Source organism: Niallia endozanthoxylica, from assembly GCF_008710145.1.
Taxonomy (GTDB): domain Bacteria; phylum Bacillota; class Bacilli; order Bacillales; family Cytobacillaceae; genus Bacillus_BD; species Bacillus_BD endozanthoxylica.
Genome location: NZ_VYKL01000037.1, coordinates 41038 through 56090, shown reverse-complemented (window position 1 = coordinate 56090; position 15053 = coordinate 41038). Strand labels below are relative to the sequence as shown.

Genomic DNA, 15053 nt, shown 5'->3' with positions numbered 1-15053 from the left:
TCTTCTACGCATTATTTATAGTACTTCTCCAATACTTCCATCGTCGTTTCTTTCGCCTTTTTAATGACTTCTTCTGGATCCATTTGATAATATTCTGGTCTGAATAGTTCAACGGATGCTGCAAAATCATAGTTTAATTCTTTTAATCTCTTTAAATGAGCTTCTAAATCAATGACACCATGGCCCGGCCATACACGATTTGTATCATGCATTTGGCCAACTGGGAACCCATCTACATCATTAATATGGAAAATAAAGATTTTTTCTGCTGCATCATCTGTTACATCTTCAAATCTTGATCCCATTCCAGTGAATTGGAACGTATCATATACAAGTCCTACATTCTCTCTATCTACTTGTTTAACAATATCGAATGCCTGTGCAAATGTATTAACCGTGTTTTGCGGGATTCCGATAAATTCAATAGCAATCTTTACGCCGTAAGGCTCTGCTAAATCAGATAGTTGTGTTAGAACTCGAACACAGCTTGCATTGACTTCCTCTGTTAATGTTTTTCCTTTTTCCGTCACATCAATATTGGAAGGCACGACACAAATATATTCACAATTAATTTTTTTACAGATTTCTAAGTATTCTTTGAATTCTTCAATAATCTTTTCCTCATCTTCTTTCTTACGATTATTGAAAAAGCATAAGGCATTTAAAGAAAGAGGTTTAATATGATGAGTATCAAAGTATTCTTTTAAATCATCTAATGTATTTTCTTTTAAATAGTCGATTAACTGGTCAATCGTACGGATTTCAATATAATCGTAACCATATTTTTCACAAAGCTCTAAGTTTTGTTGAAGTGATGCACTTTCCCATGTTGTGCCTTCGTTAAATGATAATTTCATCGGTTTTTCCTCCTAAGCCAAACTAGCTTACAACAGTTTTATATATTTAGACCTTCTCTAATCGATTTCAACGTTACTTCATTTGACCATTCAGGGCGGTCAGGATAATGAAATACAGCATTTGTAACAATACCGTCAAAATTCGTTTCTCTTAATTTACGATATAAAGTATCGAAATCCACTTCCCCATCACCAGGATTCATGTGCTGGTGGATAGTTACGTTGGCATCAGGAGGATTAATAATATAGCGTAATCCAAATGCTGCTTTATGATTCCATGTATCAGCAATAAGAACATGTGCAAGTAAATCTCCTGCTTCATCAATGTGTTTCGCTACATCTCCAATGCCATTATCATAGTAGAATGCATGCGGTACGGAATACACTAACTTAATCCACTCTTTATCTAATGCGCAAATCATTCGCACAGCTTCAATGTTTAACTCTATAAAGTCATTTGGATGAGATTGTAAATTTAGTTTGATGCCTTCTTTTTCAAAAATCGGCATGAGCTCGTCCATTGATTTAAGGAATGCAGCTTCACTATCAACCGGACGGCTCTTGTCGCCGCTGAACTCACTGTTCATCAAATCTACCTCTAATTCAGAAGTGATTTCTATGCATCGCTTCCAATTTCTTACGGCAGCTTGACGTTCTTCTTCTTTCGGAGAAGACCATTGCTGAACGGGAAGAACGGATGAAATCTTTACCCCTGCGTCACGACAATATCTTTTTAAATCCTTGATAATCTGCTTGTCTGCCTTCGGGTATTCATAAAACCAAATAAAATCTTTACGTGGAGATAACTCTACCCATTCATAGCCTAGTCTGGCTACTGTATCGATGGTATCTTTTAAATTCGTATTATCACGATAATGTGACGGATCGTATGCTAAACGCAATTTTATTTTCCCCTTTCTTTCCTGGGATTGTCCCATATGGTGCCTGACACCTTTGCTTTTAGGACATCCTCTTTTGCTGATTTATATTAAACTCTCTCTAGAACAGTGTTTTCACTATAGAATACTGGTCTTTCTTGAAGTGTAATTGCTTCTTTTTGACCTGTTTGTTGCGCCTTCACACACGCATCAGCCGTTACTGCTGCAATATAACCATCCCATGATGTTGGTCCTTGAGGCTCACCTTTTTTGTTGATAGAATCCATGAAGTCTTGGATTTCCACATCATATGCATCCATGAAGCGATATTTCCAGTCCGTTAAGATACTTGAACTTAACTTCGCCTCTTTGCGTGTGACAACACTTGCGAACTCTGGTAAATAAGCCACACCATCTTCACCAATGACTTCACATTGAATGTCGTAGCCGTATTTACAATTGACAAATACTTCAACATTCATCACGATGCCGCTGTTTGTTTCGATGGTAAATAGCTGTGGATCTTGAAGTTTGCCATGAGAATATTTTGTTTTTCTCGGGAAAACAACTTGTACTGATTTATAATCATCGTTCACTAGCCAGTGAAGAACATCGATTTCATGGATTAATGTATCGACAACAGCCATTTCAGTTACATAAGCCTCGCCTACTTCTGGATTGCGGTGTACCGCACGAACCATTAATGGCTGACCAATTTCACCTTTATCAATCGCTTGTTTTAATGCCACATAACCGCTGTCATAACGACGCATAAATCCAACCTGAACTAATTTTTTGCCCTGTTTTATTTCCGCTTCAACAATTCGCATACAACCTTCTGCTGTTGTCGCAAGAGGCTTTTCGCAGAATACATATTTTCCTGCTTCAACAGCTGCTATAACCGTTGCTTCATGGGCAGGTCCCCAGCTTGTTACTAGTACAACATCTACCTTTTCATCTGCAATCAATGCTTTATCATCCTGATACACAACTGCATCCAATCCATATTGTTCAACGGTTTGTTTAGCTGACTCCTGATTAACATCTGTTACAGCAACAATTTTTCCGCCGGATAATTTATTTGTAATTCTATTAATATGCTCTCTGCCAATTGCTCCTGTTCCAACTACACCAAATCCTAATGTCATAATATTTTCCTCCTATTAATTAACCATCTATTTTTTTGAATTCTGAACGATTATTTCGAGAATTATTGATTACTAACTTTTACTGTTTCCGATTTCTTGTGGTCGCGGAAATAAGCTTCTAACTGTTCAAGTGACTTTCCTTTTGTTTCAGGTAAGAATTTATTTACAAATATGATTGCTCCAATACCTAAAACAGCGAAGATAAAGAATGTGGCAGACAAGCCTACAGCACTTAATAAAATTGGGAATGAGAAACCAACTAGGAAGTTTGTAATCCATAAGCAGAATACTGTAACACCCATTCCAATTCCCCGAAGTTTCAGCGGGAAGATTTCTGACAGCATAAGCCATGTTACCGGAGAGATAGCCCCTTGTTGGAACGCAAGGAATGTAACCGTCATACCCAGCACAGCGTACGGAAGTGCTGCTGACCCTTCAAGCACCAATGAGAATATTCCGATTAATGTAAGTGCTGTTGTTGTTCCAATTAATCCAACGGCTAGCATTGGACGGCGGCCAACCTTTCCTAAAAGCCAAATTCCTACGAAAGTGGCTAACACTGAGATTACACCGTTTGCTATATTACCGACTAGTGCAGCATCTGTAGAGAAGCCGGACTGTTGAAGGATTTGAGTTCCGTAATACATAATCGAGTTAACACCAGTAATCTGTTGTACAATAGCGATACCAATACCAATTAAGACAATGCGGCGAACCCAAGGTACATTTAAATCACTGAATGTTGCTTGCTTAATTTCAGTCTCTTGTGCAATATTATCTTGAATTTCCTTTAATTCCGCTTCAGCACGGCTTTGTTCACGAATTTCCTTAAGGACACGAAGAGCATCCCCTACTTTTCCATTTGATGCAAGCCAGCGCGGGCTCTCAGGTACTGTCAGCATTCCAAACCATAGGATAACCGCAGGAAGCGAGGCAATAACTAACATATATCTCCAAATATGTGCAACTTCTTCACCAAACGCAGTACCAAGAATGGCATTGAAAACAAATGCTAACAGCTGGCCGGTTACAATCATTAATTCGTTCTGAGTAACCATCCGTCCGCGCCTTTCTGCAGGAGACATTTCTGCTAAGAAGGCCGGTACCATTACCGATGCAGCACCGACAGCAAGTCCTAATAAGAAACGGACAAAAACCATGATTCCTGCAGAAGGTGCAACCGTACAACCAATGGCTGCTAAGAAGAATAGAAAGGCAAGATTCAGAATCATTTTGCGGCGGCCGAAACGGTCTGCTAACCGTCCGCCAAACACGGCACCAAATGCTGCTCCAAATAGAAGGGAGCTTGTAACGAGACCTTCTGTCACTGGAGTTAAATTAAGCTCATCCGGTCTTGCCATATAAGGCAATGCTCCGTTTATAACACCTGTGTCATAACCGAATAGAAGCCCTCCGAATGTTGAAATAATGGTAATCTTTTTTAAAGCTTTCTTGTGATCATGCTTTTTTTCAATTGCTTGACTACTCATGCTTCACCCTCCCCAGGGTTTAGATTTTTTTATTAAGAACTAACTAATGCATTTTCTTTATCTAATACTAATAGTTCTTCATTAATATATTTACGGGCTTTTAAAGCATATTCTAATGGGTGCGCTACAGAAGGATCCTGCTCAGCTTCAATGACAATCCATCCCGAATAATTAACATCAAGTAATTTTTCATAAACTTCTGTAAAATCAATACATCCATCACCAGGAACGGTGAACATTCCCGCTAAAAATGACTGTAGGAATGATTTTCCTTCCTTTTCACATTGTCCCCTTACATCTTTACGAACATCCTTAAAATGAACGTGTTTGATGCGATCCTTATGTTTATGTAACAATGTATTATAATCACCATCAGAAACGAAAATATGACCTGTATCATAAAGTAAATGAACATGATTCTGATCCGTATTTTCCATCAGGCGATCTATTTCTTCTAATGTTTGTACACCCGTACCCATATGGTGATGGAAGACCAGCTTCAATCCGTATTGCTCTGCGATTTTCCCAAGTTCATTAAGCCCTTGGCAAAGTTTATTCCATTCTTCATCAGTGAAATAAGGTTTTTCGGTGAAGACATTCTTGCTTGTACCTTGAATACTATAAGTTTGCTCAGATACAACAGCTACAGCCGCGTTAACCGCTTGCAAGTATTCGCAATGTTTATGGAAGGCTGTTGAAACTTCTTCTACTCCATCACGAATAATAAAACTACTAAACCACTGGCCTGCTATTCTTAGATTACGAAGCTGAAGCTCTTTGTTTAATATGTTTGGTTCAGGGAAGAAACCTCCTACTTCTGTTCCTTCAAATCCGGCTACAACAATATCACTTAGCAAATGTGATAGCGTGTTCTCTGCTCCGATTTCCGGAATATCGTCATTACGCCACCCGATTGGAGCGATTCCCCATGAAATCTGTTGACTCCCCATAGTAACACCCTCTTTCCTTCTAATAAATTGCATAACATTTGATTCCCCTTAGATAACTTACCTTTTACAAGAAAGAATAATAATTCGCAAAAGTAGACTTCACTGTAAGTTTTGAGCGAATTCAACATAAAACTATTACGTTTAAGCTATTCTCCTCCTTTTACTATATATAACTTCAATCTCATCATGCGCTCGTTGTTATGTTTTGATTAACTGTTGATAACCTATGCATCAATCATATTCATAAAAGCGTTTTCAGTCAAGAGGGCACAACTTTGAGGAGAGAAACGATAGTTCCTCTCCTTTTGATCATTCATTCCGTTCCTTTACTGATTAAACATGCATGAAAAGCCTGTTATATCAACGTTTTCAGACGCTTTCCATTTGCCCGTAAACCGTTTCAATTAATTGGACAATTCTCTATCATTTTTGCCATTTTAGATTATTGCTGTCTATGTTTCATTTTCATATACTTACATTATTATAACATTAAAGAAAAACGATACTTTTTTTAAAATAATTGCTATATTTATAAGTAAATTGCTATTCCCATAGTTTTTTTAGAAATATTGCTATATATTAAAGTTAATTCAGTACGATTTTGAAAGGAGATAACATGGAGGAATTGGGAGTTTTATCAGATTCTAAGTCATATTTCCACACTTCAAGTTGTTTTGCAAAAAAGGCCCTTTATTACCTTTTTAATGCCGGCAGCTACGTATGCTCTGACCTTTATCAAACAAAGCGGGACTGCTTTGAACAATTTTTATTTATCTATATTAAAAAGGGTAAAATGGAAATTCATTATAAAGATTACAAATATATTGCTAATGAAAATACCTTTGTTTTCCTTGATTGCTATCATCCCCATCTTTACAAGACATTGGAAGAAACGAGTTTTGAATGGATTCATTTTGATGGAAATTCCAGCAGAGCTTATTTTGATTATCTTTTTCAAAAGCATGGCTGTGTCTATTCACTGGAAAACTACAGGGACATTCCTGATTTTATGAATAGAATTCTTAGTATAATGGAAACAGCTAAAGTAGATGAGCATGCCATTTCCATACTAATCCATAGAATTCTTTATGAGTTAGAAAAGATCTCAAACCAAGCAGACCATACTCTTGAAGAGACGATTAAGAGCGCCATTTCCTTTATCGAAAGTCATTATAATCAAGACATTACCTTAAATGATATTGCTGCCCATGTAAAAATAAGTCCTTATCATTTCACAAGACTGTTTAAAAAACAAACAAATTACACCCCGCATCAATATTTAATTGATTATCGGGTCAATAACGCAAAAGGGCTTCTATTTAGTTCTAATCTCTCCATTAATGAAATTGCATCTCAATGTGGTTTTAACAGTGTTTCTCACTTTGTGACTACCTTTAAGAGTCATACAAACTTTCCTCCTAAGAAGTACCGAGAGTTTCTGCTTAAGATATAATGAACACAAACTAAGATGAGTAACACAGACCACGGTCATGTTCTGTGCTACTCATCTTAGTTTGTTTATCCTAATCTATGTGTCTGACGTTCTTCTACTAACTGTAATACCTCTCCATTAGGCCCTTTAAAACGAATCGTTTTCCGGCCAATGCCATTTTTCGGTTGATCAGATTGAAAGATGACCCCTTTTTGGATAAAATCCTCCATCGCCTGCTGAAGATCCTCTACTACAAACGCCAAATGGTTTACTAATCCATGTTCAGAATAAGAGGTTACTGGAGATATTTCACGTATCAGCTCTATTTCAAAACCAGGCAGCCCATGATGCGTTAAAAAAACTAACTCTTTTTGTCCAACATTAGCCCTCACACGCACATTAAACCCTAAAAGACTTTCGTAAAATTGAATAGACTCTTCCATATCACTTACCATAATCCCAACATGCTCTACTTTTTTGATCATTCGTATCCCTCCTAAAAAAAATAAAAATAAGTGAAAAACTGAGAAAAACATAGAAATAGTGAGCAATAGACTAATGATGTCCGTTTTCACATGCTTTGTTTCCGTTTTCAGCCACTTTGTCAAAACTTAACCAATATATGATAATAAACTCATCAAATAAAGAAAGGAGATAACAAAGATGAAAAAGTTCACCTCATTCATGAAAACCATTAAAGCTGATTATGAAAAATCAATGAATAACTACGGAATGGCTTTAATCACTGTTTACGAAAAACACTAAAAAAGGGGATGACAAAAATGGAAAAATTAATAAAGTTAATAACAAATTTCTTAACTGATTATAAGGAATCGGCGAATCGTTACGGAGCTGCCCGTCTCGCTGTCCATGAAGGATTATTAGCACAAAATAAGGATATTAATTTACTGAATAACTATATTGAATATCAGCATGGATCATCAGCCAATTCTCCTAGATAAAAGAGAATTGGCTTGTTTTTTTTTATATACTTTCATGTTTGTGTAAATCATTTTCTGAAGCTACTTTTTCAAATGCCTTTGACCTACTCTCTCTTCTGCTCCAAATAATGATTAACACGGTTGCTATCATCCCTAATACTCCCACAAAATAAAATCCTGCCTTAATTCCCATGAATGAATTGAATAGCCCTGCAAAAAAGGGCCCTCCAAAAATACCAATGGCATATAAGGCCTGATATGCCCCCATTGCTGTAGCTCTTTTTTTCTGATCGATTTTATCAATAGACATTCCCAGCAAAAGTGGGAAAATTAAGCCAAGTGAAAAACCGCTAATCATCTGAACAATTAAGAATAAACCTTTTGTTTGAACAAAGGGCAGAACTAAAGTAATAACAGCAGCCATGAAAAAGGCCCATTTCAACGATCGCCATTCCCCTAAAAGCGGAACAAGCACCCTTCCCATAAAAAGGGTTGCAATCGCATGCGGAACCATAAATGCAAAGACGATAAACGTAAGCTCACTGGCATTAAACCCAATTTGCAGTGCATAGTTAGAGGTAAAACCAAACATCGTAGAAAAAATGATGCTATGAGCTATGATTGACAATAGCGCGACTTTTAACAATGAAGGCTCCTTCATAACAGACACTAATTCTTTTACTTTCATAGGCTCTCTATGAATCTTTTCTTTTGGCTCATAGATAAAGAAAGAAAGAACAGCACCTAAAACACTAAATACAACACCTATCCAAAACGGTGCCTTCCAGCCCCATTCATCGACAATATACCCGCTAAATGCCATGCCTAAAAATTGCGCTAATACAACAATAAAAGAAATACTGCCCATAGCACGATGAACTTCATGAGCGGCAAAATAGCCTGGGTATAGGACTGTAAAGGCAACCCAAGAGGCTGCAGAAACTCCTGCCAGCGCACGAGCTGCCAAAATTAACCATAAACTATCCGTGAATAAAAAGAGTAGACAACTGGTCAGACTTGCTAACATGCCTAATATAATAAATGGTTTTCTCAGCTTCAAAAGGTCTGAGAAAATCCCGATTGGCAGCCGGCACAGAAGCTGCGTCACTCCATAGCTGCTCAGAACCACTCCGATAAAGGTATATTGTGCCCCTATTGTTTCTAGATAAGGAGACAAGATTGGAACATACATAAACTGCGGAAACCACAAAAGAAAGGAAACAACCATAAATAAATATTTATTCCTAACAGATAACTCCCCCATCACACCACCTCCGTTTTTTTATTCAGATTTTTTAAAAAAGCCAGGCAAGAAAATTGCCCGGCTTTTCACGATGTAAAATTAAATAAGAAGACTTATATGCATTACTAATTATTTATATAAATCTGGGCATTTATCTATTTTTATTTCTACCCGCTTTCCTGTTTCTCTTGCTTCAGTACCAGCTGTAGTGGTAACAGATGCAACATATCCATCCCAAGCAGTTGGTCCGTTCATTTCATCGGCTGTAACTGAATCAACCCAAAGCTGAAGTTCTTGTTCATATGCCGCTTCGAACCGTTGTTCCCAATCTATAGGAATCCCTGTGAAATCCTTTCCTGCTGTACGAATGCTGGAGTATGATGGATTAGATAAGGAGACCACTCCATCCTCACAAACAACTTCACACTTTATGTCGTATCCATATTTACAGTTAACAAATATTTCTACATCAATATGAATACCAGATTCTGTTTCTAAAATCAGAACTTGCGGGTCATGCAGCTTTTCATGTGTGTTTGATGTTTTCTTGGGCATGATGACTTGAGCTGCCACATAATCTTCATTCAGCAACCATCTTAATACATCGATTTCATGGACAGCGCTATTCACGATTGCCATTAGAGTATCATAATTCTCGCCTGAAGAAACATTTCGATGTGCACAATGGAGCATCAGCACCTCTCCAAGCTTGCCGCTGTCGATTATTTCTTTTAACTCCATATAGCCTCTATCATATCTTCTCATAAATCCAACCTGAACCAATCTTTTGCCGAGCTTTACCTCTGCATCAACAATTCTCTTACATCCTTCTGTTTCAACAGAAAGCGGCTTTTCACAAAAAACATATTTGTTATGATTTATCGCTTCTAATACATACTGTTCATGTGTTGGATCCCATGATGTAACAACAACTGCATCAACTTCAGGAAGGCTAATTAACTCTTCACCTGTTTTAACAAACTTAGCACCGACTTCTTGTGCAATTTGTTCTGCTCTTTCGACATGGATATCCGTAACGGCAACCACTTTGGCACCTTTCACTTTATTGGTAAATCTACGAATATGATCCTGTCCGATTGCTCCTGTCCCAATAACCCCAATCTTCAATTCCACCGCAGGCCCTCCTTTATTTAAAGAATACCGATAATTGAGTAAAGGGAATGACTATTACAGCCATCCCCTTCCTTTGAATTAAGCTTTATTACTAGATTTAAATTCTCTTATTTTCGCTTTTACAGTCTCTTTAACCGCTTCTTTACCTGGGGTAAGAATGGCACGGGGATCATACAGATGACTATCATTTGCCAATACTTCACGCACAGCCTTTGTCCATGCCTGCAAGCACTCAGTGTTTACATTAATCTTTGCATGTCCAAGTTCAATCGATTTCTGAATTTGATATTCAGGAATCCCAGAGCCGCCATGCAATACAAGGGGGATATTCGTTAACTCGGAGATTTCCTTCATTTCGGCAAAACCAAGCTTCGGCTCACCCTGGTATGGTCCATGAACAGAACCAAGGGCTGCCGCTAAGGCATCAATGCCTGTTTCTTTTACAATACTTACACATTCCGCTGTATCCGCGTACTGGATACCACCGATCAATCCATCTTCATTTCCGCCTACTGTTCCAACCTCTGCTTCAACAGAAACACCATGCGGACGTGCATAATCTACAACTTGCTTTGTCATAGCGATATTTTCAGCAATTGGATGATGTGAACCATCTATCATAACCGAAGTATACCCTGCATCAATTGCCTCTTTACAGCGGGCAACACTCATCCCATGGTCTAAATGCAATGCTACAGGAATGGTTATATTCTTTTCTTCTACTATTCTATTTACCATCGCAGCGATTGTTTTAAATCCGCCCAGGTAATCTACAAGTCGATCGGAAGACGAAACAATAACAGGAGAATTCTCTTCTTGTGCAGCCTCTAAAATAGCCTCCGCCCATTGAAAGCTATTAATATTAAAAGCCCCAATAGCATATTTACCGTCTTTTGCTTTTTCAATCATTTCCTTCATAGAAACTAACTTTGATGAAATTAATGTTGTCACTTATCCCTCACCTCTCTTACTTCTTCAAAATTCAATTTATAATAGTTTAAATTTTCAATAAATATTTTCGATTTTTTTTAATAGCGAGGGCTTATCATACCCTCGCCACAAAATAGAATCATCTATTAATATTGTTTAGCAGTTTCTAATTTTTGCTTTCTTGCTTCACTTACTTTTTGAATGCTTTCTTTGTTAGATACTTCTGCCACACCGACATTCCACCAGCTTTCATAGCCGTCAGTCATTGTTTTCGGAAGTACTTTAATATCAATTAACGTAGATACTTCTTGTTTCTTTGCATCTTCTAAAGCAGCCTTTAGTTCATCAATTGAATGAACACGATAGGTTTTAGCCCCATATCCGTCAGCTACTTTTGCGTAATCGATATTTAAAATCTTGTTATCATGCGTTCTAAATTCACAGAAGTAACTTCCGCCGCCATTGTCCATTTGCAGGTTATTAATACAGCCAAAACCAGAGTTATCAAACAGGACCACATTAATTTTTTGATTGTATTGAATAGCTGTAATTAATTCTGAATGAAGAAGAAGGAAGCTTCCATCACCCACAAGGGAATATACTTCTTTATCAGGCTCAGCCAACTTAACGCCTAATGCCCCTGAAATTTCATAGCCCATGCATGAATAGCCATATTCGACATTATACGTATTAGGTACTGATGTATTCCAAATACGCTGTACATCACCTGGAAGAGAACCCGCTGCAGTGATAATCGTACTGTCAGGTGAAATGATCTCATTTACAGCTAATAATGCTGTCGTTTGAGGTAATTCTGTATTTAATGCATCTGCATACTCATTTAAAATTTCCTGAGTGAAATGATTTTTTACTTCTGGAGTAAAGTTTTCACGAGTGAATGTTACTTTGCTTAAGCGCTCACGCTCAGCATTCCACTCTTCCTTCAATTCAGTAATGATACTGCCAAAGTCACTTTCATAACCATCTAATAGCGGTGCTAGTTGCTCTAAAGTAGTTTTGGCATCTGCCACTACTTGGAATGCATCTAGTTTATACGCTTGCAGACGACTAACGTTGATATTTAAAAACTTCGTTGTTTCAAAGTCAAATGCTGTTTTAGATGAAGTAGCAAAATCAGTATATCTTGTACCAATACCGATCACTAAATCAGCTTGGCGTGCCGCTTTATTAGCAGCCAATGTACCAGTGATACCCATGCCGCCTAAATTATTTTTGAAATTAGATTCTACAGTCGCCTTCCCTGCTTGTGTTTCAACTAGCGGGATATTATGTTTTTCAGAAAGTGCGATTAAAATGTCACGTGCTCCAGAATACTTTGCACCGCCGCCAACTAGAATAAGAGGCTTTTTACTTGCCTTAATTAATTCAGCTGCACCGTGCAGTTCACGTTCAACTGGTGCTTTGCGATCTAAATAGTGAACGCGTTTGGCAAAGAACTTTTCATCATAATCGTAAGCTTCCCCTTCAACATCCTGTGCAATACACACTGTTGCAGGACCGGCTTTGCCCGGATCTGTCATGACTTCGAAAGCACGGATTAGACTTGACATTAACTGCTCAGGACGTGTAATACGATCCCAATATCTTGAAACCGGCTTTAATGCATCATTTGTTGTAACTGCTAAGCTGTATTCTTGCTCTACTTGCTGTAATACCGGGTCAGGCTGTCTTGTAGCAAATGTATCGCCAGGAATGAATAATACAGGGATATTATTTGCTAATGCCGTTCCTGCAGCCGCTGCCAGGTTAGCTGAACCTGGTCCTACTGATGTAGTAACAGTATAAATTTTTCGGCGTAACATTTGTTTGCTGTAGGCAATAGCCGCATGTGCCATACCCTGCTCGTTTTTACCTTGAATCACTTTTAAGTGACCAGCATCTTGTTCAAGTGCTTGGCCCATACCTAATACGTTTCCGTGACCAAATACATTGAAGATTCCTTCTACAAATGGAAACTCTTCACCATCAACATGAATATATTGCTGGTTCAAAAATTTGATTAATGCTTGTGCTGTTGTTAATCTAATTTTCCCCATTATTTCTCTCACCTCGAGCCGTTTTGTTTCCGATTATGATCTTTCAGCGATTAACTGTTCAATTTCCTCAACTGTAGGCATGGCTTCAGAAGAACTGTGCTTGCTGACAACAATTGCTGCAGATGCACTGCCATATTTTAAAGCTGTTTCAATCTCTTTACCAGAGATTAATGCATATAAGAAAGCAGAAGCATAAGAGTCGCCGGCACCGAAAGTTTTTAATACTTTTGTTAAATAGGCTTGACCTCTGAATGTTTCGCCTGATTTTGTATACGCGTAAGAGCCTTCTACGCCATGTTTAATCACAACTAGTTCTGGAGAATGTTTAAATAGGCTGGCAATTGTTGCTTCATTGTTGCCTTCTTCTACATTTTCCATCACATCAAATTCATCACGTGTACCAACAACAACATCTGCCTGCTCAGCCACTAATGTATAGTAGACAGAAGTTTCTTCTTTTGATGCCCATGTATAGCCGCGGTAATCTAACTCAAAAATAACTTTTACATCATTTTTCTTAGCAAGTTGTACTGCCTTTAATACCGCTTCACGAGATGGACTTTTTGCAAGAGCTGTCCCTGAAACTAAAAGGATTTTTGATCGTTTAATATAGTCTTCACTTACTTCTGAAGGATCCAGGTAAAGATCGGCTACTTCATCACGGTACATTAAAATACTGCACTCTTCCGGGCTTAAAATTTCTGTAAAAGCCAACCCTGTTTTATGTCCTTCTTTATCTGTAATCATATTAGATGTATCAACACCAATGCCGCCCATGTATTGTTTAATAAAACGTCCATGCTGGTCATCAGCCAATTTTCCAATAAACCCTGACTTCAATCCTAATTTAGCTGTTCCAATCGCGATATTTGCCGGGGAACCACCTACGTATTTTTTGAATGTCATCGTTTCTTCCATTGGACGATTATACTCTACTGCGTTTAAATCGATGCAGGCACGGCCTATTGCAATAATATCAAATTCTCTATCTGACTTAAATTCGACTCTCATGTTATCGGACAACTCCTCTTCTTTATTTACGGTCTAAAATCCATTCATGGGCTGGATCGTTATGGAATTTCCAAATTTTTGTTGGGCCCGCCATAACGTTTAAATAGTAAGAATCATAGCCATCAGGAACTCCTACTGGATGATACCCGGCAGGTACTAAGACTACATCTCCGTTTTCGACTGTCATCGTTTCATCTATTGATCGATCATCTGTATATACTCGTTGGAATACAAATCCTTGTCTTGGATTCATTTCATGATAGTAGGTTTCCTCTAAGAATGATTCGTGCGGTAAATTATCTTGGTCGTGTTTGTGCGGAGGGTAACTGGACCAATTTCCCCCATCTGTGTACACTTCAACAACTAAAAGGCTGTTAGCAGAAGAATCCGAATCGGTTAACATATTATGAACCATACGTTTGTTGTTATATTTTCCTCTATGTTCAACACCGACATTCTCGGCTTTAATCAGCTTAGTTGGAAGCTGCTTTTCTGACGGAGAGTAACAAAGAACAACACGAGCAGAATTTACTGCAGTTACTTCAAACGTACGATCATTTGATACATAAACACTGTCAGTTGGCTTCTTTTCAAATACGCTTTCTCTCGTTCCTAAATTTTCAAATGTCTGTTCTTGATCAGTCACATTGATTTTACCTGTTAATGCGACAATGCAGCATTCCCATTTTCCTAATTCTTCTTTATATAAAGCTCCAGGAGCTAAGTCGACTACCTTAAAGCGTACGTATTCTAATGGCGAATTTCCTGATGTCACATCATGGACAATTGTCACTCCAGCTGAAGTTTCTTCTGTATTTGGTTTACGGAGTAATTTACTCACTATGTAATCTCCTCCTCTAATATCTTAAAAAAACAATCCTCATACATATGGATTAAGTTGATATTCTTCAAATAATCACTTATGTATGGCTATTATCCCGCGAGAACGCTCACAGGATAATAGCCATTGTTTTCTTCTATT

The 15053-nt window shown here is 37.9% G+C and carries 14 protein-coding genes; 2 read left to right on the top strand and 12 right to left on the bottom strand.

The genetic code is table 11. From position 1 onward, the window contains the following. Window positions 1-11: 11 nt before the first annotated feature. From F4V44_RS21095 to iolE, 5 genes are all read right to left on the bottom strand, one after another. The gene (locus F4V44_RS21095) at window positions 12-857 is read right to left on the bottom strand and encodes a sugar phosphate isomerase/epimerase family protein (RefSeq protein ID WP_150441984.1); all 846 of its coding nucleotides are present in this window, start codon (window positions 855-857) and stop codon (window positions 12-14) included. Between the two features lie 38 nt (window positions 858-895). Beyond that, a complete protein-coding gene (locus tag F4V44_RS21090) occupies window positions 896-1759 on the bottom strand; it encodes a sugar phosphate isomerase/epimerase family protein (RefSeq protein ID WP_150441983.1) in 864 nt (287 codons plus the stop codon). Between the two features lie 86 nt (window positions 1760-1845). After that, the gene (locus tag F4V44_RS21085) at window positions 1846-2883 is read right to left on the bottom strand and encodes a Gfo/Idh/MocA family protein (protein ID WP_150441982.1); all 1038 of its coding nucleotides are present in this window, start codon (window positions 2881-2883) and stop codon (window positions 1846-1848) included. A 62-nt stretch (window positions 2884-2945) separates the two neighbouring features. Next, window positions 2946-4373: a sugar porter family MFS transporter gene (locus tag F4V44_RS21080; protein ID WP_150441981.1), complete on the bottom strand. Its 1428-nt coding sequence runs from the start codon at window positions 4371-4373 to the stop codon at window positions 2946-2948. 32 nt (window positions 4374-4405) lie between these two features. After that, window positions 4406-5323 (bottom strand): myo-inosose-2 dehydratase, encoded by a 918-nt coding sequence (gene iolE / locus F4V44_RS21075; protein ID WP_150441980.1) that lies wholly within the window; start codon window positions 5321-5323, stop codon window positions 4406-4408. A gap of 616 nt (window positions 5324-5939) precedes the next feature. On the opposite strand from iolE, the gene F4V44_RS21070 reads away from it, so the two are divergent. Further along, the gene (locus F4V44_RS21070; protein WP_150441979.1) at window positions 5940-6776 is read left to right on the top strand and encodes an AraC family transcriptional regulator; all 837 of its coding nucleotides are present in this window, start codon (window positions 5940-5942) and stop codon (window positions 6774-6776) included. Between the two features lie 65 nt (window positions 6777-6841). Here the strand turns inward: F4V44_RS21070 and F4V44_RS21065 are convergent, their stop codons facing one another. After that, window positions 6842-7240 (bottom strand): VOC family protein, encoded by a 399-nt coding sequence (locus tag F4V44_RS21065; RefSeq protein WP_150441978.1) that lies wholly within the window; start codon window positions 7238-7240, stop codon window positions 6842-6844. A 297-nt stretch (window positions 7241-7537) separates the two neighbouring features. Between F4V44_RS21065 and F4V44_RS21060 the strand changes: the two genes are divergently transcribed. Then, window positions 7538-7717, top strand: coding sequence for a hypothetical protein (locus tag F4V44_RS21060; protein ID WP_150441977.1), 180 nt, complete (start codon window positions 7538-7540; stop codon window positions 7715-7717). Window positions 7718-7739: 22 nt separating this feature from the next. Here F4V44_RS21060 and F4V44_RS21055 read toward each other — a convergent pair whose 3' ends face one another. From F4V44_RS21055 to iolB, 6 genes are all read right to left on the bottom strand, one after another. Next, window positions 7740-8960: an MFS transporter gene (locus F4V44_RS21055; RefSeq protein ID WP_150441976.1), complete on the bottom strand. Its 1221-nt coding sequence runs from the start codon at window positions 8958-8960 to the stop codon at window positions 7740-7742. A gap of 108 nt (window positions 8961-9068) precedes the next feature. Continuing rightward, window positions 9069-10073, bottom strand: coding sequence for a Gfo/Idh/MocA family protein (locus F4V44_RS21050; protein ID WP_150441975.1), 1005 nt, complete (start codon window positions 10071-10073; stop codon window positions 9069-9071). A gap of 78 nt (window positions 10074-10151) precedes the next feature. After that, window positions 10152-10991, bottom strand: coding sequence for a class II fructose-1,6-bisphosphate aldolase (gene fba, locus F4V44_RS21045; RefSeq protein ID WP_150442121.1), 840 nt, complete (start codon window positions 10989-10991; stop codon window positions 10152-10154). A gap of 158 nt (window positions 10992-11149) precedes the next feature. Next, on the bottom strand, window positions 11150-13060 hold the full coding sequence (gene iolD / locus F4V44_RS21040) for a 3D-(3,5/4)-trihydroxycyclohexane-1,2-dione acylhydrolase (decyclizing) (protein WP_150441974.1): 1911 nt from the start codon (window positions 13058-13060) through the stop codon (window positions 11150-11152). A gap of 33 nt (window positions 13061-13093) precedes the next feature. After that, on the bottom strand, window positions 13094-14071 hold the full coding sequence (gene iolC, locus F4V44_RS21035) for a 5-dehydro-2-deoxygluconokinase (RefSeq protein ID WP_150441973.1): 978 nt from the start codon (window positions 14069-14071) through the stop codon (window positions 13094-13096). 22 nt (window positions 14072-14093) lie between these two features. Then, on the bottom strand, window positions 14094-14912 hold the full coding sequence (gene iolB / locus F4V44_RS21030) for a 5-deoxy-glucuronate isomerase (RefSeq protein ID WP_150441972.1): 819 nt from the start codon (window positions 14910-14912) through the stop codon (window positions 14094-14096). Window positions 14913-15053 lie beyond the last annotated feature (141 nt).

Coding starts and splice junctions, on each gene's coding strand:
- iolC (WP_150441973.1), bottom strand. CDS start 14,071: ATGAGAGTCGAATTTAAGTCAGATAGAGAATTTGATATTATTGCAATA.
- iolD (WP_150441974.1), bottom strand. CDS start 13,060: ATGGGGAAAATTAGATTAACAACAGCACAAGCATTAATCAAATTTTTG.
- F4V44_RS21060 (WP_150441977.1), top strand. CDS start 7,538: ATGGAAAAATTAATAAAGTTAATAACAAATTTCTTAACTGATTATAAG.
- fba (WP_150442121.1), bottom strand. CDS start 10,991: ATGAAGGAAATGATTGAAAAAGCAAAAGACGGTAAATATGCTATTGGG.
- iolE (WP_150441980.1), bottom strand. CDS start 5,323: ATGGGGAGTCAACAGATTTCATGGGGAATCGCTCCAATCGGGTGGCGT.
- F4V44_RS21080 (WP_150441981.1), bottom strand. CDS start 4,373: ATGAGTAGTCAAGCAATTGAAAAAAAGCATGATCACAAGAAAGCTTTA.
- F4V44_RS21085 (WP_150441982.1), bottom strand. CDS start 2,883: ATGACATTAGGATTTGGTGTAGTTGGAACAGGAGCAATTGGCAGAGAG.
- F4V44_RS21095 (WP_150441984.1), bottom strand. CDS start 857: ATGAAATTATCATTTAACGAAGGCACAACATGGGAAAGTGCATCACTT.
- F4V44_RS21065 (WP_150441978.1), bottom strand. CDS start 7,240: ATGATCAAAAAAGTAGAGCATGTTGGGATTATGGTAAGTGATATGGAA.
- F4V44_RS21070 (WP_150441979.1), top strand. CDS start 5,940: ATGGAGGAATTGGGAGTTTTATCAGATTCTAAGTCATATTTCCACACT.
- F4V44_RS21055 (WP_150441976.1), bottom strand. CDS start 8,960: ATGGGGGAGTTATCTGTTAGGAATAAATATTTATTTATGGTTGTTTCC.